16 protein-coding genes and 2 tRNA genes are annotated in these 20,521 nt (G+C 46.3%); 7 read left to right on the top strand and 11 right to left on the bottom strand.

What is annotated here, in order from left to right; translation table 11 throughout:
• Positions 1–39 precede the first annotated feature (39 nt).
• From tamL to E5358_RS06110, 5 genes are all read right to left on the bottom strand, one after another.
• Complete coding sequence (gene tamL, locus E5358_RS06130) at positions 40–2,517, bottom strand: translocation and assembly module lipoprotein TamL (RefSeq protein WP_135939353.1); 2,478 nt, start codon at positions 2,515–2,517, stop codon at positions 40–42.
• Entirely contained in the window at positions 2,507–7,030 is a 4,524-nt protein-coding gene (locus tag E5358_RS06125) for a translocation/assembly module TamB domain-containing protein (protein WP_135939352.1), read from the bottom strand. The genes tamL and E5358_RS06125 overlap by 11 nt, the downstream gene beginning before the upstream one ends.
• A 132-nt stretch (positions 7,031–7,162) precedes the next feature.
• On the bottom strand, positions 7,163–7,873 hold the full coding sequence (locus E5358_RS06120; protein ID WP_135939351.1) for an RluA family pseudouridine synthase: 711 nt from the start codon (positions 7,871–7,873) through the stop codon (positions 7,163–7,165).
• A complete protein-coding gene (gene fabG / locus E5358_RS06115) occupies positions 7,873–8,631 on the bottom strand; it encodes a 3-oxoacyl-[acyl-carrier-protein] reductase (protein ID WP_135939350.1) in 759 nt (252 codons plus the stop codon). Before fabG ends, E5358_RS06120 begins: the two co-directional genes overlap by 1 nt.
• A gap of 61 nt (positions 8,632–8,692) precedes the next feature.
• Positions 8,693–9,286, bottom strand: coding sequence for a TetR/AcrR family transcriptional regulator (locus tag E5358_RS06110; protein WP_135939349.1), 594 nt, complete (start codon positions 9,284–9,286; stop codon positions 8,693–8,695).
• A gap of 250 nt (positions 9,287–9,536) precedes the next feature.
• On the opposite strand from E5358_RS06110, the gene E5358_RS06105 reads away from it, so the two are divergent.
• Positions 9,537–9,609, top strand: a tRNA-Met gene (locus E5358_RS06105).
• A 111-nt stretch (positions 9,610–9,720) separates the two neighbouring features.
• The gene (locus E5358_RS06100; RefSeq protein ID WP_135939348.1) at positions 9,721–10,935 is read left to right on the top strand and encodes a tyrosine-type recombinase/integrase; all 1,215 of its coding nucleotides are present in this window, start codon (positions 9,721–9,723) and stop codon (positions 10,933–10,935) included.
• Positions 10,936–11,015: 80 nt separating this feature from the next.
• Here the strand turns inward: E5358_RS06100 and E5358_RS06095 are convergent, their stop codons facing one another.
• The 3 genes from E5358_RS06095 to E5358_RS06085 all read right to left on the bottom strand — a co-directional run bounded on the left by E5358_RS06095 (position 11,016) and on the right by E5358_RS06085 (position 12,274).
• Positions 11,016–11,519, bottom strand: a complete 504-nt coding sequence (locus tag E5358_RS06095; RefSeq protein ID WP_135939347.1) for a hypothetical protein — start codon at positions 11,517–11,519, stop codon at positions 11,016–11,018.
• Between the two features lie 133 nt (positions 11,520–11,652).
• Positions 11,653–12,063, bottom strand: coding sequence for a type II toxin-antitoxin system HicB family antitoxin (locus tag E5358_RS06090; protein WP_135939346.1), 411 nt, complete (start codon positions 12,061–12,063; stop codon positions 11,653–11,655).
• Positions 12,064–12,106: 43 nt separating this feature from the next.
• Complete coding sequence (locus E5358_RS06085) at positions 12,107–12,274, bottom strand: type II toxin-antitoxin system HicA family toxin (protein ID WP_422121065.1); 168 nt, start codon at positions 12,272–12,274, stop codon at positions 12,107–12,109.
• Positions 12,275–12,630: 356 nt separating this feature from the next.
• On the opposite strand from E5358_RS06085, the gene E5358_RS06080 reads away from it, so the two are divergent.
• The 5 genes from E5358_RS06080 (at position 12,631) to E5358_RS06060 (ending at position 18,396) form a co-directional block, all read left to right on the top strand.
• Positions 12,631–13,179 (top strand): hypothetical protein, encoded by a 549-nt coding sequence (locus E5358_RS06080; RefSeq protein ID WP_277821183.1) that lies wholly within the window; start codon positions 12,631–12,633, stop codon positions 13,177–13,179.
• A 578-nt stretch (positions 13,180–13,757) separates the two neighbouring features.
• The gene (locus E5358_RS06075; protein ID WP_135939345.1) at positions 13,758–13,982 is read left to right on the top strand and encodes a hypothetical protein; all 225 of its coding nucleotides are present in this window, start codon (positions 13,758–13,760) and stop codon (positions 13,980–13,982) included.
• A 29-nt stretch (positions 13,983–14,011) separates the two neighbouring features.
• Complete coding sequence (locus tag E5358_RS06070) at positions 14,012–14,134, top strand: ssDNA-binding domain-containing protein (RefSeq protein WP_135939344.1); 123 nt, start codon at positions 14,012–14,014, stop codon at positions 14,132–14,134.
• Positions 14,135–14,644: 510 nt separating this feature from the next.
• Positions 14,645–15,922, top strand: coding sequence for a glycosyl hydrolase 53 family protein (locus tag E5358_RS06065; RefSeq protein ID WP_135939343.1), 1,278 nt, complete (start codon positions 14,645–14,647; stop codon positions 15,920–15,922).
• Between the two features lie 17 nt (positions 15,923–15,939).
• Positions 15,940–18,396, top strand: coding sequence for a glycoside hydrolase family 2 TIM barrel-domain containing protein (locus tag E5358_RS06060; protein WP_135939342.1), 2,457 nt, complete (start codon positions 15,940–15,942; stop codon positions 18,394–18,396).
• A gap of 236 nt (positions 18,397–18,632) precedes the next feature.
• Here the strand turns inward: E5358_RS06060 and deoD are convergent, their stop codons facing one another.
• The 3 genes from deoD to E5358_RS06045 form a co-directional block, all read right to left on the bottom strand.
• On the bottom strand, positions 18,633–19,346 hold the full coding sequence (deoD, locus tag E5358_RS06055) for a purine-nucleoside phosphorylase (protein WP_277821182.1): 714 nt from the start codon (positions 19,344–19,346) through the stop codon (positions 18,633–18,635).
• Positions 19,347–19,423: 77 nt separating this feature from the next.
• Complete coding sequence (locus tag E5358_RS06050) at positions 19,424–20,155, bottom strand: inorganic diphosphatase (RefSeq protein ID WP_135939340.1); 732 nt, start codon at positions 20,153–20,155, stop codon at positions 19,424–19,426.
• A 116-nt stretch (positions 20,156–20,271) separates the two neighbouring features.
• Positions 20,272–20,345, bottom strand: a tRNA-Arg gene (locus E5358_RS06045).
• Positions 20,346–20,521: the final 176 nt, after the last annotated feature.

Here is a 20,521-nt window from a genome sequence, read left to right as displayed (position 1 = left end):
TGTTGTTGTCCGTGCTGTCGCAAGAATAACTTTCTATCATCAGAATGGGTAGCCGATGGCAAAGTTGAGACATTGTGCCTTGCTGAATCTCGGAGTATTGAAATATCCGCTTTTGCCGGTGTCGTATGGGGCATGGACAATGAATGCCCAGTCAAGGCGTATGATGAAGAAGTCAAGGTCATAGCGTATGCCTACACCTGCATCTACGGCAAGGTCTTTAGGGAGGTTCTTGAATTTGAACCCCATTCCTTCTGTGTCCCTGCGGCTTTTGTCAAGACACCATACATTACCGGCGTCAATGAATGCGGCACCATAAAGTGAGCCGAAGAGCCGTGGGCGGTATTCAAGAGAGAATTTCAGTTTCATGTCACCGTTTGCCAGCAGGTAGTTCATCTCTTTGTTGTCAATACCGATATTGTCTGGGTCGTTATAGCGGAAAGAGCCCGGTCCGACACTGCGTGTTGAGAAGCCGCGCAAGTCATTGGCACCACCGACATAGTATTGTTCTGAGAATGGCGCATAGCTTGTATTGCCATAAGTAATCATCCAACCTCCTGCAGCATGTGCGATGAGGCTTGCATTTGTGCTTACGCGCCATAGTTTGCGCCACTCAAGGTCAAGTTTCATGAATTGTCCCACAGGCGCATTGAACATTGTCTTTCCTTCCTCGCTCCATGAGTGGTGTTTCCCGAGTGACAGGATTCCGTTAGCAACATTTCCACATTCCGTCACTGTTCCGGAGAAATAGATTGGATGGCGTTTTGTGGAAGGTGAGGTGTAGGTATAGGAGTAACGCATTTTCGGCAGGAAGTTGTCTTCCAGTGCAATAAGGGCGACAACGGAGTTCTCCATTTTGTCCCAGAACTCTTCTGTACTTTCGGCTACATAGGAGTAGTCGATACTCAGTGGTGTGAACGAGTGGCGTGACACCTCGTTTGGCTTGTAGTTATAAGTAAGCTCACCTGACAGCACATGTCTCCGGTAGGAACCTGTCCTGTTGATTGTCTCGCGTGCGATGCGCAGGATTGTGTTTGCTGATGTATGCATGAGTGACAGCGGTGTGGTACGGTTTGCTGCTCTCATTCTCCGGGCACGGTTGATGTCCGGACGCATGCAGTTGGGAAGAAGGAGGCGAGGCAGTTCGAGTGTCATGTCGGTGATGATGTTATAGCTTCCTTTCTTACCGGCATTGTTTTTCCCGACATTGAACTCATAGTTTCCTGAAACATTGAATGACAGCAGTTCTCCTCCTCGGAAAGCATTGCGCATAGAGAAGCTCACGCCGGCTCCGGGACCAAGGCGTCCGTTGGACTTCTGGGTGTAGTTGGCCTGCATGGAAATATCATACGGTTTGTCAAGGATGCAGTCGACAGTCATGTCAAGAAAGCATGAATCAGTCTTTGCCGAGTCGGTTGTTGTCATAAGACTGTCAGTTGTCGGCATGTTCCTTGGTGTGAAATTGATGTTCACGTAAGAGAAAATTCCTTTTTGTGACAATCTCGACATAGATTCTTCATAGTTTGCCTGTGAGAAAAGGCGGCGCCGTTTCAGCAGAATGTCCTTAAGCACAATTCTTGGTCTTACGGCTGGCTTTTTTCCGGCATAGTGTATTGTTAGGGTGCGGTGTGTGATAGAATCTGTAAGTTGTTCTGCAAAATTGCGGCGTATATGGAAATTTGTCTTTCCGATGTACCATTTCTTGTTTGCTTCTATAGGCAGAGAGTCTATTTTGTGCATTACAAGCTGCACATGACCGGGAACCTTGATGGTGTCGGCAGCATACTTTGCATATTGCGGTTTGTAGAAATAGTAGCCATTGTCGCGGAAGATGTTGTAGAGCCGTGCGCGTTCATTGTCAAGTGCATTGACAGAGAACGGGTCGCCTTTGTGAAGGAATGTAGTGCTGTCATTGAACAGTGCCATTTCTTCCTCGGTATAGCCTTTGTAAGCAATACTGTCAATGGTGAATACCGGTCCCATGTCAACAGTGTAGCTGACCTTCGCTTTATGTGGGCGCAGGACACTGTCACGGCGTGTGGTTGTAGGTTTGCCCTCATGAATCTTATATTGGATGTTACCACGGAAATAGCCGTTGTTTTCAAGTACGGTCTTTGCCACTGACATGCGCAGTTCCGGTTTGACATCGCTGATTAGCACAGGTGCTTTTCCGAAACTGGAGGTCAGCCATTTTGGGATAGCCCCTTTCTTTTGTGAGAAAGCATTCCAAATCCACAGTCCCCAAGGGAATGGTGTGCGGTAGTAGGAAGAGCCGAACAGTGCACCGTTAGGGGCGCATGCGAGCACTGCTTCCAGTTCTTCCTTTGTGTCAATGAAATGGTCTTTCTGTGAGACGGATGTCAATGAAGGGGTGGTATTGTCTTTTATGTATTCTGTTGGCTTCATTCCTGTGTACAGTTGCTCACCCGGTTCAAGTGAAGATGTTGTGGAGCATCCTGTAATGGAGAGAGTCAGAAGCAGAAACTGTATGGTGCGTGTCAATGATTGTTTATTTTGCATTGATAGAATCCTTTCTTGTTGTTATAGAGTCTGTTTTTACACCGCTATTTGTTTGGTTGTCCGGCATTTTGGATGATGACGGGTGGAAGAGTTCGTACAGGTTGCTGAATTTGCGTTTGTACATGTAACCGGCTCCAAACTGGTCAACATATCCTTCCAAGTGGTCGTAGACATCATGTTTGTAGAACAAGCGCAGATATTGGTTAGAGGTTTCATGCAGACGATACTGCACTTCCACATTGTCAAAAATGGAGGCTGTCTTTCCGTCAGCTTCATGGCCTGTTGCGATTTTTCCTCCTAATGAGACTGAGAGACGGTTGTTCCAGAAACGTTTCGCAAACTTGAAAGCATAGTCAGTACGCATAGTTCCATCCTCTTGAATTGTGTTCTCAAGTCCCACACTGAGGTCCAGTGTGCGCATGGCACTGCCTGCGATGCTGTTGATTTGTGACTGCAGGAAGTTGCTCAGTGCGGAGTTCATTGAGAAATTGGAGGTGCTGTTTCCTGTCAGGAACATTCCTGTAGTGAGCATTGTTACAGCAATCTTGCCTCTTTCCTCCATGGACATCATGTTGAGTTGGTCTGTCACCGACTGGTCTTCAGGTGCGGAGATGATGAATTGCAGTCCCATGTCGTTCAATGTCTTTGACAGTACAACTCCACACTGGAAGTTTACTGTCTTGTTTGATTCGGCAGCGCTGACGTTGGCACGTACATTCTCTATGGCTGTGATTGAGAGTTTCGGGTTCATTATGTCACCGGTAAACTCGATGTAGGAGTCTTGTGAGATGGTGAAGGTCTTCAGAGGTATGACCGGCAAGGAATATTTCATTTCTCCTTGAGAGATGGTGTATCTTCCTGTCATGGACATATCATCCTGCTGATAGAGGAAACGCAAGTTGCCGTTGCCGATAATGTCAAGGTAGTTGCTGTGGTTAGGGTTAAGCCAGCAAGTGATGTGTGAACCGTCCAATATGTTCACATTGAGGTCGATGGAGATACCATCAACTGTTGGTGGAGAGGACACCGGAGTCTGTTTCTCTGAGAAATCCACAAAGTCCACAAGTTCCTTGAGTCTGTTGTCCGTGGTGATAGGGGAGTCGTTCAGGATATAATAGAGGTCTGTTGTAGGCAATACTTCAAGTCCGCCACGCACTTTGAGAGCATCGACTTCGCCTTTTACGGTGCAAAGGAAATTGATGTATGCTTTTCCATAGGCAAGTGATTTGCGTGTTTCTTTGGCATCAACGACAAGGATGTTGTTTGCCGAGATACGCATGTCAGCACGCATGTGGCTCAAGTCGGCAAAATTGTAAGTGCCGTTGACGGTAAGAGCTTGGTTGTTGGAGTCAAAGAATTTGAAGTCGTTGAACTTGATGCTTGAGTTGGATATGGCTACAGGTTTGCTGTCCATCCTGAGTTTCACTCCGTAAGGCACGGAAACAAGCTGTGCACGTGACAAGTCGGCAGTGCCGTTAATGTCCGGTCTGTCCAGTTCTCCCTTGATTGTAAGGTGGCCCACGGCAGAGCCTTCCAGACCAATAATTTGGTCAGGAATAAAACCGTTGACAAGGTTCAGTGGCATTTCTTTCATGTCTATTTCTGCATCAATGCGGTCGCCGCCATTGATGAAATGGTAGGCACCTTGTACGGAAGCCACTTCATTGTTGTCTTTGTAGAGCACGCCGTCTATATGGTGTGAACCATCGCTCAAAGGCATATACACCAGTTCCGTAGACAGGTTGCCGAGGTTGTAACCTTCATAGGTGAATTGGCGGATGTCCATATTTGCAGATATAGACATGTCCTCCTTGTTAAGGATGATATGGTAGTCACCGTTGGCAGTGCCTTTGATGTCCAGCATGTATGGTATGACGGAGATGATGTCAGCAAGGTTGAGATTGGTCACAGACATGGTAACGTCTTGCAGTGCCGTCGTATTCTCATCGTCTGTATAAATCTGTATACCTGTGTTTGCGTTGTCATGCAACTGTACCTTTGCAGATACACGCATGTCATTTCTGAAAGCTATGTAGTTGTCCTTGTTGACTTTGAACTTTCTGTATCCAAGTATTGGCTCGTCACTGTCAATGGCAACTTTGATGCCATCTTCTGTCATCATTGCAGAGAGCCCTATGTCAAGTCCTCTTCTGCTGGCTTTGTCGTCAAGAGCCATTGACAGGGTCAGGCTGTTCGGACGCAAGGCACCATGAGTGTCAGCCTTGAATGAATATTGTGGATTGTCTTTGCCGTTTTGTACAATGAGCTTGTAGTCCATTTTGTCTTGCTCGGACTGCAGTTCAAGGTGTATGTCGTCAAGTTGCATGCCACCAACGATAAGTGTGTCAAGCTGCATTTCTCCGTTTATGCCTTTTATAGGGCACATATCCATGTCTGCGTAAACAGAGGCGAAAGAATAGCCAAGCCCATTGAGCATGCGTGCGATAGGATTGTCTTTGTCTGCTCTTGCATATAGTCTGCCTTTTGGGAGTTTGCTGCGTAATGCTATTTCGTCAATGACACGGTTGCTGATTTGTGATTTCACTTCGTTGGCAAGGGCATTGCCGAGATTCATGAGTTTCTTGTATCCAAGGCTGAAATCAGTCTTGAATATAAGGTCCCCGCAGTCAAAATGGGTATGTGTTGTGTCACGTCGGGTAAATGCGTCGAGGTTTATGTTGTAGGCATAGTGTACCTTGGCAGAGTCTTTCAGTGTGAAATTGTATATAGTTCCGTTGATGGCATGGTTGTCCTTCATGTCACTTGAGAGAGCAAGGGAAGCCTTCATCGATGTTGACAATGGAGTGTCAACAAGGCGTAAGGCATACATGTCTATGTTCTTCACCTCGCCGGCGATATTGCCCTTTACGCCCTTCTTAATCATTTGTGCGTCAAGGACAAGGTCTGTGTTGAGTATTTCAGATGGTGTGTGTATCTCAGCATGTGCTATGCCATTCTTTAAGGACATGGACGCAGAGGCTCCGCCCAGGTCGTATTGCCCATAGCGGAAGCCATGAATCTTAGCCATGGCATTGATTTTGGTTCTTTTGGAATATATGTCTGTACCGTTTCCGTTGATGCGTACTGTGCCTGACATCCTGCCAAGCCCGTGCTTTGGCAGGTATTTGTTAAGGTTGAGTCTGCGGATGTCAAGGTTTGCACTATATGCCTCGCTGCGCATGTCGTAAGCGACAGTGCCGGCAATGCTGCCATTGTTGCCTGGTGCTTGGACTTTCAGACTGGCTTTGGCGGAAAGTTTGTCTGTATTATCAAGGTTGCGGAGAGTGCCCGTCAATGTTCCGGACATCAATGTCGGAATATTGACGACAATGTCATTAATCTCCATGCGCTTCATATTACCATCGATGCAACCTTTGACAGTTGCCGGTTTTGTCGGCCACAGGCGCTTGATGTCTTTAGGAAGATATGCTGCAGCAAATATCATCACATCTTCCTTTCCGAGTGATGCGTCAAGGCATGCACTTGTCTTTCCTGGGTTTGATGTGTTGAAGGTTGTAAAATCAAAGTCGGTGTTTCCTGTTATTGTAGAGTAGGGAGTCGTGAGTGCCAAATCGTTGATGTGGACAGCGGTTGTGTCAAGGCTGATTTTTCCTTTTAACGACTTGATTGTCAGCCCTGATTTTTCATAAAGATGGCTGTCCCTTACAAGCAGTGCAAGGTTATAGTCTTTTTCGTTTTGTTTGAATAACAGATTAGCAATGCTTATGTTAAGTTTGCTTATGTCAATATGATTGTAGTCAAGTCCTTTAACCTTTGTCTCAAATCTGTTGTCATACTGTAATTTGCTGTCAGCAAGTGTGGCAGAAGCAAGTTTGTATTCGGAATTCTTCAGGTCGAATGCTCCGTCTTTGATGTTGAAGGCACCTATTCCGGCAGTGATGTTCAGTGTGTCACCGGGAAGATGCACTTTTACCTTTGATTTGGCAATGTCAAGGGATTTTACTTTTACAAGCCAAGGTGTTTCTGATTTTGTGGTGTCCTCTTTCGCTGTGTCCGAGAGGCAGATGTCAAGGTCGGCACCTGTCATCCGTGCTTTGTTTATAAGGACAGAATCATTCTTAAGGTCTATGCCATGGGAGGTTACATGCACTCTTCCGACTTTGCCTTTCACGCGGCAGTCGGAGATGAAGCCATTCGTGTTTAGTATGACATTGTCAAATTGCAGGGCATCAACCTCTATTTTACCATCGAACAATGGACGTAGCTGTATGTCGCATAGTATTCCCTGTGCGTCAATAAGTGTGTCTTTCACTTGTGGCAGAGAGTCATTCCTATGCAGGGCTCTTACCCCATTGAGTTTGAGGTCCAAAGGAAAACGCAACCGTACATCTTCAATGGATATTTCCATGTCGGTGGCGTCAGACGCATACTCAGTAGCTATGCCTACCGCCCACTTTTGGACAGGAGGACAATAAAGCAGCAATGTCAGTAGTAGAAATATAACGAATGGTGATGCTGCAATGCCAATCAGCCAATAGAATGATTTTCTCAAAACTGATACCTTGTTTTATTACGTTGGTCAAGCAAATGGGCAAAGCTGTTTTTGATATAGGCAAACGAAAAATTCTTCTATCATGCAGATTTGCCCATTTGCTTTTATTGTATGTTATTACTAAATCCTGTTTTACGGCTCTACTGCCTTCCATAGTTTGTCGTCAGGCAAAGGAGCGGTGATAGAGATAGGCTCTTTCGATACAGGGTGTATGAATTCCATTTTGCGGCTTAGCAATGATATGCTGCCGTTGGGGTTAGAGCGCGGTGCGCCATATTTCAAGTCTCCTTTTATAGGAAGACCTATTTTCGCAAGTTGGCATCTGATTTGGTGGTGGCGTCCTGTAAGCAGTCGTATCTCCACCAACTGGTATCTGTCGGAACTGCCGATGATTTTATATTCGAGAATGGCTTTCTTCGTGTCATGCCTCTCGCTGTCATAGGCGTAGCTTTTGTTTTGCTTTTCGTTCCTTGACAGCCAATGGGTAAGCCGCGTGAAACCATCAGGCAAAACCTCTGCGTTCTTGCTTTTCTTTTCCTCCGCTTTAGGCACAATAGCCCAATAGGTCTTTTTTACTCCTTCCTCGCCTTCTTTGTTTTGGAACATCTTGTTAAGGCGCGGAAGGGCTTTTGACGTGCGTGCAAAGAGGACAAGGCCATAAACAGGACGGTCAAGGCGATGTACCACGCCGAGAAAAACATTTCCCGGCTTTTGGTACTTCTCCTTGATATATCCTTTGACAATATCCGAAAGGGGAACATCGCCGGTCTTATCGCCCTGGACAATCTCCCCACTTTCTTTATATACCACAATGATGTGGTTGTCTTCGTATACTACACGCATTACATGTTCATGCCACCGTCAACCTGGATAACCTGTCCGCTGACATAGCTTGAGAGGTCGGAAGCAAGATAGACAGCTGTGTTTGCGATGTCGTCAACCTGTCCCGCACGGCGGAGAGGAATCTTCTTAGCCCATTCCTTGCGAACCTCGTCAGGCAGCTGTGCTGTCATTGCTGTCTCGATGAAGCCCGGAGCAATGGCATTGGCACGAATACCCTTTGCACCCATTTCCTGTGCGATAGACTTTGCAAGGGCTATAAGACCGGCCTTTGATGCAGCATAGTTGCACTGTCCTGCGTTACCGTGAACACCTACGACAGAAGCCATGTTGATGATAGAACCGCCCTTCTGACGCATCATGATTGGGGTGCAGGCATGGATGAAATTGAACGCGGACTTCAGGTTCACATTGATGACAGCATCCCACTGAGCCTCTGTCATGCGGAGCATAAGACCGTCCTTGGTGATGCCGGCATTGTTGACAAGAATATCAATTGAGCCCATCTCTTCCTTTACCTTCTTGACGAGAGCCTCTGTCTCCTCAAAGTCAGCAGCATTGCCGGCATAAGCATTGCACTTTACACCAACAGCCTCGATTTCTTTGCGTGTGGCTTCAAGTCCGGCTGCCATGTCGTCGTTAAGTACGAGGTCTGTAAATGCGATGTTTGCTCCTTCTTCTGCAAACTTAAGCGCGATGGCTTTGCCGATACCGCGCGCAGCACCTGTGATGAGGGCTGTCTTTCCTGATAATAATCCCATAATAAATTGTTGTGTTTTTAATATTTTTAGTTTCGTTCTTCGAACTATTTGTCTTTTAATTCTAAAATCCTTTGCTCTTGCCTAATGCTCCATATACAAATTTTGCCACAAGCGGACGGGTGCTGATGTCTGTGACACCTTTTCCCAAACGTCCGTAAATGTATGGAACCTCAAGTCCTTTGATGCAATAATGTGTTATGGCTGCTGTCAGTTCGACATCGTCTATTTCAAACTCTCCGGCTTCCTTTCCGGCTGCATAGACCTTGCGGAACAATTCTATCTCGTCATCATCAAAATTCTTCCTGACTTTCTCCACCATCCAAATGTTGCGGAAGAACTCTGCACGAAGATTGCCGTTGCGGACAACTGTCTCACGTATCATGTGAAGATGGGTGTAAATCAGCTCTATAATCTTCTCCTGAGGGCGCATCCTTTTTTCCGCAACTTGGTCAAGCTGCTCAGAAAGACGCTCCAACTCATACTCAATAACGGCGGAGTAAACTTCCTCCTTGCTCTCGAAATAAGTGTACAGAGTCCTGCGCCCCTTTCCTGCTTCAAGGGCAATGTCGTTCATGGTCGTGTTCCCAAGACCATTCTTGGCGAAAAGCTGCCGCGCGACATTAACAAAATGCTGTCTTGTTTTTGATACTGACATATAATAATAGGTATAGGTGCTTGCAAGTGAATATTCATTGCACATCACTCAATTCTGTGCAAAAGTAGAAATTTTATTCCATATAGCCAAATTATTACCTGAAAATATGCAGCATAATAAGCCTTTTTGACTTTTTATAGAAAATAAGTGGGAAAATATTTGCACAGTTCACAAAAAATATGTACCTTTGCACTCGCTTTTGAAAACAATGTTAACACAAAGTGTTGCCGATGGTTTTCAGAATCTATATCGCGGAGTGGAGCAGTTGGTAGCTCGCCAGGCTCATAACCTGGAGGTCGTTCGTTCGAGTCGGGCCTCCGCAACTAAGAAAAGCACAGTTTCCTGATATTCAGGGAATTGTGCTTTTTCTTTTAAGAAACATAAGTCCTTCTCGGACATCACTTGCATTCTTCACTCCAAAGAATGTAAAAAAAATGTTTTTAAAAAACGAAACAAACAACAAAAAATCTAAAGAGCCTTCACAGGGGCAGTTGAACGACAAAACCCCGTTTAAGTTCTTACCAAAGTTCAAACCATGCAAGCGTGCTCAGAGCTCAAACGGAAAGGACGATTACATCTATTATTGTACTCTTGACGAGACGACGAACAAGTATGTCCGCCACAAGATCATGCTCAACCGCTACAAGAAAGGCCGTGAGCGTGACATGATGGCTGCGCAACTGTCCGCACAGGTTTTCAACATGTTCTTCAAGGCGGAGGCCGCTGATGCGCTGTCGCTCCGTCGCAGTGCCACGGTTGCCAAAGTCATCGGCTTGTACTCGCGTTACATAGCTTCCATGGCGGAGAAGGGGCACATGAAGTGGAAGACAAAGGTCGACTATTTTTCAAGAATCAGCATCCTCAGCGAATATATTGAAGACCGCAGGCTTTCGGAACTTGAAATCGGGCGCGTCGACACTTCTTTCTTTGTCGATTTCCTTGACTATGTGTTTCTTGACCGTGTCAACAGCAGCACAACCAGGAACAATTACCGCACATGGTGCTCGGCGTTCTGCTCATGGCTTGTGGAAAGGAACTACCTTGACTCCAACCCGATAGCCGGCATAAGGGCGTTGCCGGAGAAAAAGAAATTCCGTGAGCCTCTTTCCACAGCTGACATCAGGAAGCTGTCGGAGCACCTGAGGATAACCGACAAGCGTTTCCTGCTTGCATGCATGTTTGAGTATTACGAGATGATTCGCCCCATTGAGCTTGTCCAGATCCGAATCCGTGACATTTCAATGTCTGACCTTACGTTGTTCGTCCCTTCCTCCGTGAGCAAGAACAACCGTGACGGTCTCATCGCTTTGAACGAGAATGTGGCGCGGTTGCTGGTAGAGCTGGAGGTCTTCGACTATCCCGACAGTTTCTTCCTCTTCGGAAAGGACATGCAGCCAAGCAACATGATGGCACGGTCTGACATCTTCAGGAAGAAGTTTGAGGAGCTGCGCCATGTGCTTTGCTTCCCGATGACTTACCAATTCTACTCTTTGAAGGACTCAGGCATAAGGGACTTGTCGAACGCCTGCGGCGTGGTGACGGCGAAGGAACAGGCGAGGCATACGGATATTTCGACGACAAACAGGTATCTGGTGGGCAAGGATGGGAATGTGGATGATGTGACGAAGCATTTCAATGGGTTCATGTAAGGTATCAAAAAATGGGCAGTGCGTCATCACGACGAACTGCCCTTTTTTTAGGAAGATGTAAAAAAAATGTTTTTTCGTTTTTAGCCCTCAGGGTCAAGAGGCTTTCGCCATATCGCCCATGCGACAGACCCGTCAGCAAGAGTGGCAAGGGTGTAGTTGTTGAGCTGCATGTATGCGTTGATTGTGCCAAGAGGCACCTCGTCGATGACTCCACCGATAACCTTACATGCTGTCACAATTTTGTCCTTACATATTTTCTTTTTGCTTATGCGACAGTCTTCTCTTATGGGGAAAAGGTCGTAGTCCACGAGCGGATAGCTTCTTACGGTTTTGTCTTCGAATCCGCCATTCTCTGCTATTCTCTGCCCCTCAGCGGTAATCTCTATGTATGCCTGACCGAGCCAGCGGAAATAGGTTTCGTCGCTCATCAGCGATTCAAAGAGCAGTTCGAGTTCAAAATCATTGTTGTATTTCCTCAGGTAGACATACTTTAGGCTTACCAAGTCCATCCTTCCGCCCTCACCGCTGATGGTGGTGACGAGGAAGATGATAAAGTCTTTTTCTTTTTTAGTCAGGTTCTGCATGGTGTTTCGTGGTTTTGCTCAGGAAAATCCCCCGATGCTCACGCACCGAGGGAATCAAAATTTATTGTTTTGTTTCTCCATCGGGAGAGTTCAAGGTCAGGAATATGCACTAAAGGTTGCCGCTAAACAAAACCTAGGATAATGCCATGCAAGCCTGACCTATCTTGTGAAGTCCTTCGATGATACGTGCACGCTGTTTTTCGCGTGGTGTCTTGATTCCGTTGGCATAATGGCTGAGCAAACGGGCGTTGATGCCTGATGCACGGCTGATGGCTGCCATGGTTGTGAACTCTTCAGAGTAACGGATGAGAGCTGTGGTGTCAAGGTCGTACTCTATTATATAGTCGCCGTCAGCAAGCCACTGCGGTAGCTTCTCACCGTCTTCCTGCATGCCTTCAACATGGAAACTCAATGCGTCATGAAACTTTTGCTTTAACTCTGAAAGTGTTTTTCCGGTAGCCATGACAGCTCCGACACCTTCCAAAGCCCAACCGCAACAAAAATTCTTGTCACTCCATCTTACCTCTACCTTGATTTTTTCCATAATCTTGTATTTCTTTTATTCTTGTTGTTGGAAGGTAGGGTGGTTATTTCCACCCTGCCTGTTTCCAAATGCTGTTCAAAATCTCTTGTTCAAGTGTTTCACTTGTTTTTCCTGCCACGGTGACAGTGCCTTTCTTTGTTTTGTGCTTGTACTGCATGTGGTCTCCTCTTGTCCTTGCGAGATACCATCCATCAGCTTCAAGCAACTTGATGACCTCTTTTACTTTGTACCTTTTATAAATTCATTATCTTAATAGTTTTGTTTAGCAATGCAAAGGTAGTGCTTTTTATACTTTTGTGCAAGTATTTCCGGTACTATTTTTACTACCATACTATAATTTAACATTTAGACATGAAAACTCCCCCGATGCGTCGCGCACCAGAGGAGTCAACGTGTTCTATTAAAAATTGAAAGTATTCAGAATCAACCGAGGTTGACGCTGTTAAGTTCTTTTGCGATTTCACGGATTCCGGCTTGTATTTCCGTTAACCGTTTTTCACTTGGTTTGCAGACACCGGACTACCGCTGATAATAGCTCTCGACGCTAACGCCAACATCAACTGGCTTGTGGTCGGGCAGGTGGGAGAGGATGGCAAGCTTCGTGTCCTGAAGTCTTTCTACGTCAAGTATGAAAGGAAAATTCCGGAGCTTATCGATGATTTCCTCGCATACTATCGCTGGCACAGGAGGAAGCAGGTCATCTTCTATTATGATGCCACCTTCGTCGGCAATAACTACGCATTGCATAACAATGATTTCCATTCCGAGATTGAGCGTTTGCTGCGCAAGGCACAGTGGGTGGTCAAGGCCGTGTATATCGGTCAGCCTATGAAGCACATTGACAAGAACGCGCTCATAAACAGGATGTTCAAGGGACGCTCGCGGTTCATGGTGCTTATAAACAGGGACAACAATCCCGACTTTCTCATCTCCATCACCTCGGCGGGCGTTTACAACGGTCAGAAGGACAAGCGTGGGGAGAAACTTGTCGAAACAGAAGAAGACAAGCTCGAAAGCCGTACCGACGGCTCGGATGCGTTTGACACGCTCTGCATCGGCGTTGAAAGATTCCCACAGTCACATGTGCGTGCCGGCATCGTGAACACTTACGGATAAGGCTTGTGCCCATTTTACTTTTTATAATTTACAATTTTTTTGGTCGTCTGCTCGTGAGATTCGGCGGCCTTTTTTGTGCCTGCATTGTCCCCAAGTCCGCTCCACCGTTCTTTGCTCTTATGGTTAATGGTGTGGTTGTGCTCATTATGACAACAAACTGAATGTGTAGCTGTTGGCTCTTGTTTCTTTGACAGCCTCTCAGCCTTTGTCGGTTGACAGCATTATTTTATCATCGTCATCGCTGATACCGCAAACCCGGCTTGTCCGCTTTTTTGTTACACATGCAAAAATATGTCCTGCACCTGGCGTTCTGAGATAAGCGTGTGTGCCATTCGCATTATTCCGTGCCATTGACTGACTTGTTATTTTTTCCTCTGCAAAGTTAGGGCAAGGAGGAACTGCAAGGCGTGCTGTTGAACTTTTTTGTTTTTTTTGCCTCCTCCGTCTGTAAAAAAAACTATTCTTTGATACAGACAAAAAAAGTTAAGCTAGTTCCTTGCCGGTGCTGCTTCCTCTTCACTTGCTCCTCTGTTAGCATCGTAAAAAATAAAAAAGTCAATCAATTAAAATTTATAAAAATGGTACACACAGCTATCTTCACAGAACTCAGCACAGGTTGCAGGACACATTATCGCAAGCGTAACAACGTAATGGACAAGATTTATCAAGTTTGCGTCTATGGCGAGGACGATGATTTTGAAGAATTCGAAGTGTCAGCTTACGACGAGGCAGAAGCCCAGTCAAAGGTTGAGAGCCTGACAAACATTGTTGACATTCAGTTTATTGACATAATGAGCCTTTAGTTTTGATAAACCCTATAAAGCAAAGAACGATGAAACAGACAAACTATGAAGAGAAGGCACTGCAGCAGTTCGCAGACCTCATGATTGACAAGATTTCAGAGATCGAAAAGTCAAATTGGCAAAAGCCTTGGTTCACGGAATCACTTGCATAGCCACGCAACATGTACGGAAGAGAGTACAACGGCATGAATGCCACGATGCTCCTGCTCCTATCCGGAGTGAAAGGACAATGATGCTGCATTCTCCTTTCCGGCGGTAGACACGATGATTGCTGAGAAAGGATGGCTCTGTCCTATAAGACTCAGGAAATAGAACCGTGCTTATTTCTCTCCAGCCAAAGACGAAATAATTGTCCCTAAAAAGGGGCAGTTCATGTCGGGCGAGAGCTTTTATGGCACGGTATTATGAGTATATACACAGTCTTAGCCCAAAACAATGGCATGGATATATCGTTTTTCGTCTTTGTAAAGGCATTTTTGCGAGGCAAGAAGTGTGAATAGCAATATTTTTCTGTAATTTGTTTTGTAATATTTCAAATAATTGCTATATTTGTAAAATATTTACCTGATAAAAACAAAACTGTATAAAGAAAAGCAAAGACAAGATTGCCAATCATGTTTTTTGGGGGGGTGGTGATTTTGCTTTATGATAAAGATAAGACAATGAGAATTTCCATTAAGAAACTCTTGGCAGGGCTGCTCTTTGTGGCAACGTCTGTGCAGGCTCAGGAACGTTATGTAGGTGGGGACATATCCCTCCTCCCTAATTATGTGAATGCCGGTGCAAAATACTTTGACCATGAAGGGAAGGCCGTTGTGGATTTCCTGCCGTGGTGTCATGAAGAGGGTATGAATACGATGCGTGTGCGGCTTTTCGTCAACCCGAAAAAATACAAGGTACTTCATGCGAATGATAATAATGCAGATACGAGGTATGACTCGAATGCCTGCCAGGACATAGATTTTGTTCTGCCGTTGTGTCAGGACATTGTCAATTCTGGGCACAGTCTGATGCTTGATTTCCATTATTCCGACACATGGGCAGACCCGGCAAAGCAATGGACTCCTATAGAATGGGAGAATATGAATGATGAACAACTTTGTGACAAGATTTATGAATACACCAAAGAGTCGCTGCTCACATTGAAGGAAGCCGGTGTTACTCCGACTTTTATCCAGCCGGGCAATGAAATAAGCTATGGTATGCTGTGGGGCAACCTTGGCACTACATCTCCTAAAAAGGCGTTTATGGGCAGCAATGCTAACTGGGATCGCTTCGGCAAACTCCTTTCCCGTGCCATAGAAGCGTGCCGCGAAGTTGTCCCTTCGGCAAAGATTGTCTTGCACACCGAGCGAGTTTTGCAGATTGATGTGATGACAAACTTCTACCGTAAGATGCAGGAAATGAACGTAGATTACGACATCATCGGACTGAGCTATTATCCTTTTTGGCATGGTGACATGGCACAGTTAGACAAGGCTCTGACTGCCCTTGAGACGGAATTCAGGACAAAGAACATAATGATTGTGGAGACCGGATATGGTCTGAAATGGCAGGTTCCATACAATGACATTATTGACCACACATCGATTTGGCCTATCTCTGACGCCGGTCAGATGAAATTCATGCAAGACTTGGTTGCAACTGTGGAGAAGCATAAGTCTGTCAACGGGCTGCTTTGGTGGTGGATGGAGTACAATCCTTATAACACAAACCTCTCTGGGTGGTACAATGCGCCACTTTTTGACCCAACAACCGGTCGTGCATCATCAGCATTCCGTACGCTATGTTCGTATGGCAGCAGTGGGACGGGAATAGATGGCGTTACTAAACAAGGCAACAATGAAGCCACCCGGTGGTATAACCTGAATGGCCAACGTGTCGATGCGTCTACGCCGGGACTGCTCATTTCAAAGGACAGAAAAAAGATTAACCGATAAAAAACATTCAAAAAAATATGGATTCAAAAATAGTTATGCTGTCCGTTTTGACAGCTTTTTGCTGCAACGGAACAGCCTATGCGCAGCGCAGTGTGCAGACATTGAAGAAAAATTGGCAGTTCTCGAAAGGTGAAGTGTTCAATGCCAAAAGTGCGGAAAACGTCTCCGTGCCCCACGATTGGGCGATTTACGGTCCTTTTGACCGCAAGAACGACCTGCAAGTCGTTGCCGTAGAGCAGAACGGAGAGAAGGAAGCAACTGAAAAAACAGGCAGGACGGGCGGTCTGCCTTTTATCGGGAAAGGTGTCTATCGCACGAGTTTCGAGGTTCCGGACACCACAGGCAAGACCGTCACACTTGTCTTTGACGGTGTCATGAGCAACGCCCGTGTAAAGCTGAACGGCAAGGATGTGGCTGCATGGCCATACGGTTACAACTCTTTCCACTGCACTGTAGACGGCACAGTGAAGCCCGGTAGCAACCAACTGGAGGTTTCCTGCGAGAATAAGGATGGGCAATCACGCTGGTATCCGGGAGCAGGCATCTACCGCAACGTGCATGTTGTCATGACAGACAAGGTGCATATTCCAACCTGGGGCACTTATGTCACCACACCGAAAGTGTGCAAGGATTATGCAACCGTCAGCCTGCACATGAAGATTGAAGGCGCGCGCCAATTCAAGAAATGGCCTTATGGCGACGCTGTCGGTGTGAAAACAGTCATAATCTCTCCTGACGGGAAGGAGGTGGCATCAGACTCTTCCACCTATATAGCACGCGGACAGGACTTTGCGCAAAACTTTCTTGTGGAGAAACCGATGCTGTGGGGGACAGAAGATCCTGCACTCTACATTGCACGCACTACTCTTTCCGTAGGCGGAAAGACTGTCGATGTCTACGACACTCGCTTCGGAATCAGGAGCATAGAGTACATTCCGGCAAAAGGATTCTTCCTCAATGGCGAGCATACTAAGTTCAAGGGTGTGAACAATCATCACGACCTCGGACCGTTGGGAGCGGCTGTCAACAAGTCGGCTTTGCGTCATCAGATAGAAATGTTGCAGGATATTGGTGTTAATGCCATACGCACTTCGCACAACATGCCTGCTCCTGAACTTGTGGAACTGTGTGACGAGATGGGCATGATGCTCATGATTGAGCCGTTTGACGACTGGGGCTTCCGTCCGAAATCGCCTAACGGCTACGGCGCAGTATTCAACGAATGGGCGGAGCGTGACATAACAAACATGGTGGAACAGTACCGCAACCATCCTTCTGTCGTCATGTGGTCGATAGGCAACGAAGTGCCTTCGCAGTGGGGACCGGTGGGAATGAACGAGCTGGTAATGCTTCAGGACCTTGTCCACAAACTTGACCCGACACGCCCTGTCACTTGCGGCATGGACCAGATAAGATCTGTCCTTGACAATGGTTTTGCCGCTGCACTCGACATTCCGTCCTTCAACTACAAGCCACAGTTCTACGAGGACATCTATAAACGTATGCCTCAGCAGATGGTTCTTGGTTCGGAGACAGCCTCAACGGTATCCTCTCGCGGCGTTTACCATTTCCCTTTGGTGATGCCTGGAACTAATGCCCGCCATACAGAGACACATCCAGACAACCAGTGTTCAAGCTATGACAACGAGACTTGTTCATGGTCGAACATCCCCGATATAGACTTTGCACGCGATGACGACCACGATTGGGTTCTCGGACAGTTTGTGTGGACAGGTTTCGACTATCTTGGAGAGCCTTCTCCTTATGACACAGACGCATGGCCTAACCATAGCTCCATGTTCGGAATGATTGACCTTGCTTCACTGCCAAAGGACCGTTATTACCTTTACCGCTCACAATGGAACAAGAAGGACAACACCCTCCACATCCTTCCTCATTGGAATTGGAAAGGACGTGAAGGGGAGGTTACACCGATTATGGTCTACACCAACTATCCTAAGGCAGAACTGTTCATCAACGGAAAAAGCCAGGGCGTGAGGGAAAAGAACAACTCCACATGGCAGAACCGTTACCGCCTTATGTGGATGGAGACGGTCTACACTCCGGGAGAGGTGAAGGTTGTGGCGTACGACAAAGAGGGGCGGAAAGCTGCCGAGAAAACAATACGGACAGCAGGCAAGCCTCACCACATCATGCTTACCACAAACCGCAAATCGTTGGCTGCCGATGGTGAGGACCTGCTGTATATCACTGTTCAGGTAGCTGACAAAGACGGCAACATCGTTCCTACCGATGAGCGTCTTGTGAAGTTCTCTGTCGAGGGCTGCGGAGCATTCGAGGCGACAGCAAACGGTGATGCAAAATGCCTGTTGCCGTTCCATAAACCGGAGATGAAACTCTTCAGCGGTGCTGCCACAGCTATCGTTCGTTCCGGAAACAAGCCAGGTACATTGAAATTCACAGCAAAGGCAAGTGGCGTCAAATCTGCAACTATCAGCGTTCCTGTGAACTGATTCAGGAAATAATCACTTGTGGACATACATGTGCAATGCCACCAAATGGGTATAATCTCCATTTTGTGGCATTGTTCTTTTAATACTATTCGACAACCAGTTATGTCAAATCTGCATACAAAAAGTCGGCAGATAAATTTCAGAAACATTATAACGATACTGTCATTACAATATCCTACAAAATCTATCTGCCGACTTGTTCTGTCTTTATGATATTATAAATATGGACAGTTTGTTCAGAATGCTATTGCAGATTCCAGTGCAAGCCGCATCATCTCGCGGAAAGAATTCTGACGGTCTTCTGCCGAGAGAACCTCATTTGTGCAGAAAGAATCGGAAATCGTTAGTATGCATGCAGCGCGCTTATTCAGCATGTTGGCATTATGGAAGAGTGCGAAACTCTCCATCTCCACACACTCCGTACCGGTCTGCTCGCGAATGTCCTGCCAACCGCCGACGTTTGGAGTAGTGTAGAAAGCGTCGCTTGAATGTACCACTGCCTTCTTGCAGTTTATGCCAAGCTCGTCAGCCTTGCTCATGATTATGGCATTCAGTTCTTCGCTCGGATACATTGTTTTCTCCGTCGCACCACTTGTCTTCAGCGCGAAAGTCGAGTCACTGTAAGCGCTTTCGGCAAGGACAACGTCACGGACATTCAACCTTTCAACATAAGAACCTGCAGAGCCGATGCGTACAATGTTCTCTACGCCATAGTATTGGTAAAGCTCATACGAATATATGCCTATCGAAGGCATGCCCATACCTGAAGCCATGACAGACACAGGAATCCCTTTGTATGTGCCTGTGTAGCCGAGAATATTGCGCACTTCATTTACAAGACGAGGGTTCTCGAGGAATTCCTCTGCAATGAATTTTGACCTGAGTGGATCGCCAGGCATAAGCACTGTCTTGGCGAAATCGCCCATTTGGGCACCGTTGTGAGGTGTCATAATCTTTTGATTTTAAGGTTAGACATTTATTGTTATCCACACGCATGGGTATTTCCCATGGTCCGGAATCATCGTTTTCATGAGTTCCTGCACGGAGTGAGTATTCCACGCAATTCATTGCGGAACTCATCCATGGAATGGAAAAGCAAGTCAGCCCCTTCATCCAGAAGCATTTCGTCCGGCAAAGGACCTGTATTTACCGCTATGGTAAATGCTCCTGCTGCTACGCCTGCCCGAACTCCAAGCGGTGCATTCTCGACAACAATCGTCTCCCACGGCTTTGTTCCGGCAAGTTGCATGCCTTTCAAATAAGGGTCTGGGGCAGGCTTCCCTTTTTTTATGTTCAGGGCTGTAACAAAAACCTCTGTATTCACAAGTCCTTTGTAGTCAGCCTTGACACGCTCAAGCAGTGATATCTGCCCACTGCCTGTTACAACTCCAATGTCCAGACCAAGGCGGCGCATCTCCTGCTGAAGCTCATAAGTGCCTCTCATCATGGGGGCTGTGGGGCATGCAGAATAGCAGTCGGACTTCACGCGGTACATCTCCACGGACTCCTCATCGGAGATTTCCCTGTTCCATTGCTTTCCTGCTACAATCTTGATAGTCTCGAAGCCACGCATGCCCTCAAAGGCATAGGCTTCCTCCTCACTCATTTCAAGACCGTAACTTGCCATGGACTCACGCCATGCCTTGGCATGATTGGGCATGGAATCGTAAAGCACACCGTCCATATCGAACAGTGCGACCTTTGGGCAGAACTCTTCAAACCCATGTTTTACAAGATATGCTACTTTTGCTTTTTCCATAATTCGGATTGCAAAAGTAGCATATTTTTTTTGATTTTCCAAATTTTGCCACCAATAATTCGTGACATTATGTAATTTGACTTCGTATGAAAGTCAAACATAATATATAAGTGGAGTGACCCGGCTGGGACTCAAACCCAGGACCTCAGGAACCGGAATCCTGCGCTCTATTCAACTAAGCTACCAGGCCATCATCATTGCAAAATTAATGCTTTTTCTTGAAATTCTGTGTTTTTGTCATCTTTTAGAATGTTATTTTATAGTTTATTAACCTTCTTTGTTGTATGCAAAATGAAAGTGAAATCCAAGGATTTTTACAAATGTGATGTGGAATAGTAATTTTTATTGACAAAAAGTTGTAAATAT

It is taken from the genome of Palleniella muris, assembly GCF_004792655.1.
GTDB lineage: Bacteria > Bacteroidota > Bacteroidia > Bacteroidales > Bacteroidaceae > Prevotella > Prevotella muris_A.
This window is presented reverse-complemented; position numbering and strand designations above follow the sequence as displayed.

Coding starts and splice junctions, on each gene's coding strand:
- tamL (WP_135939353.1), bottom strand. CDS start 2,517: ATGCAAAATAAACAATCATTGACACGCACCATACAGTTTCTGCTTCTG.
- E5358_RS06120 (WP_135939351.1), bottom strand. CDS start 7,873: ATGCGTGTAGTATACGAAGACAACCACATCATTGTGGTATATAAAGAA.
- fabG (WP_135939350.1), bottom strand. CDS start 8,631: ATGGGATTATTATCAGGAAAGACAGCCCTCATCACAGGTGCTGCGCGC.
- E5358_RS06110 (WP_135939349.1), bottom strand. CDS start 9,286: ATGTCAGTATCAAAAACAAGACAGCATTTTGTTAATGTCGCGCGGCAG.
- E5358_RS06100 (WP_135939348.1), top strand. CDS start 9,721: ATGTTTTTAAAAAACGAAACAAACAACAAAAAATCTAAAGAGCCTTCA.
- E5358_RS06095 (WP_135939347.1), bottom strand. CDS start 11,519: ATGCAGAACCTGACTAAAAAAGAAAAAGACTTTATCATCTTCCTCGTC.
- E5358_RS06090 (WP_135939346.1), bottom strand. CDS start 12,063: ATGGAAAAAATCAAGGTAGAGGTAAGATGGAGTGACAAGAATTTTTGT.
- E5358_RS06075 (WP_135939345.1), top strand. CDS start 13,758: ATGGTACACACAGCTATCTTCACAGAACTCAGCACAGGTTGCAGGACA.
- E5358_RS06070 (WP_135939344.1), top strand. CDS start 14,012: ATGAAACAGACAAACTATGAAGAGAAGGCACTGCAGCAGTTCGCAGAC.
- E5358_RS06065 (WP_135939343.1), top strand. CDS start 14,645: ATGAGAATTTCCATTAAGAAACTCTTGGCAGGGCTGCTCTTTGTGGCA.
- E5358_RS06060 (WP_135939342.1), top strand. CDS start 15,940: ATGGATTCAAAAATAGTTATGCTGTCCGTTTTGACAGCTTTTTGCTGC.
- deoD (WP_277821182.1), bottom strand. CDS start 19,346: ATGACACCTCACAACGGTGCCCAAATGGGCGATTTCGCCAAGACAGTG.
- E5358_RS06050 (WP_135939340.1), bottom strand. CDS start 20,155: ATGGAAAAAGCAAAAGTAGCATATCTTGTAAAACATGGGTTTGAAGAG.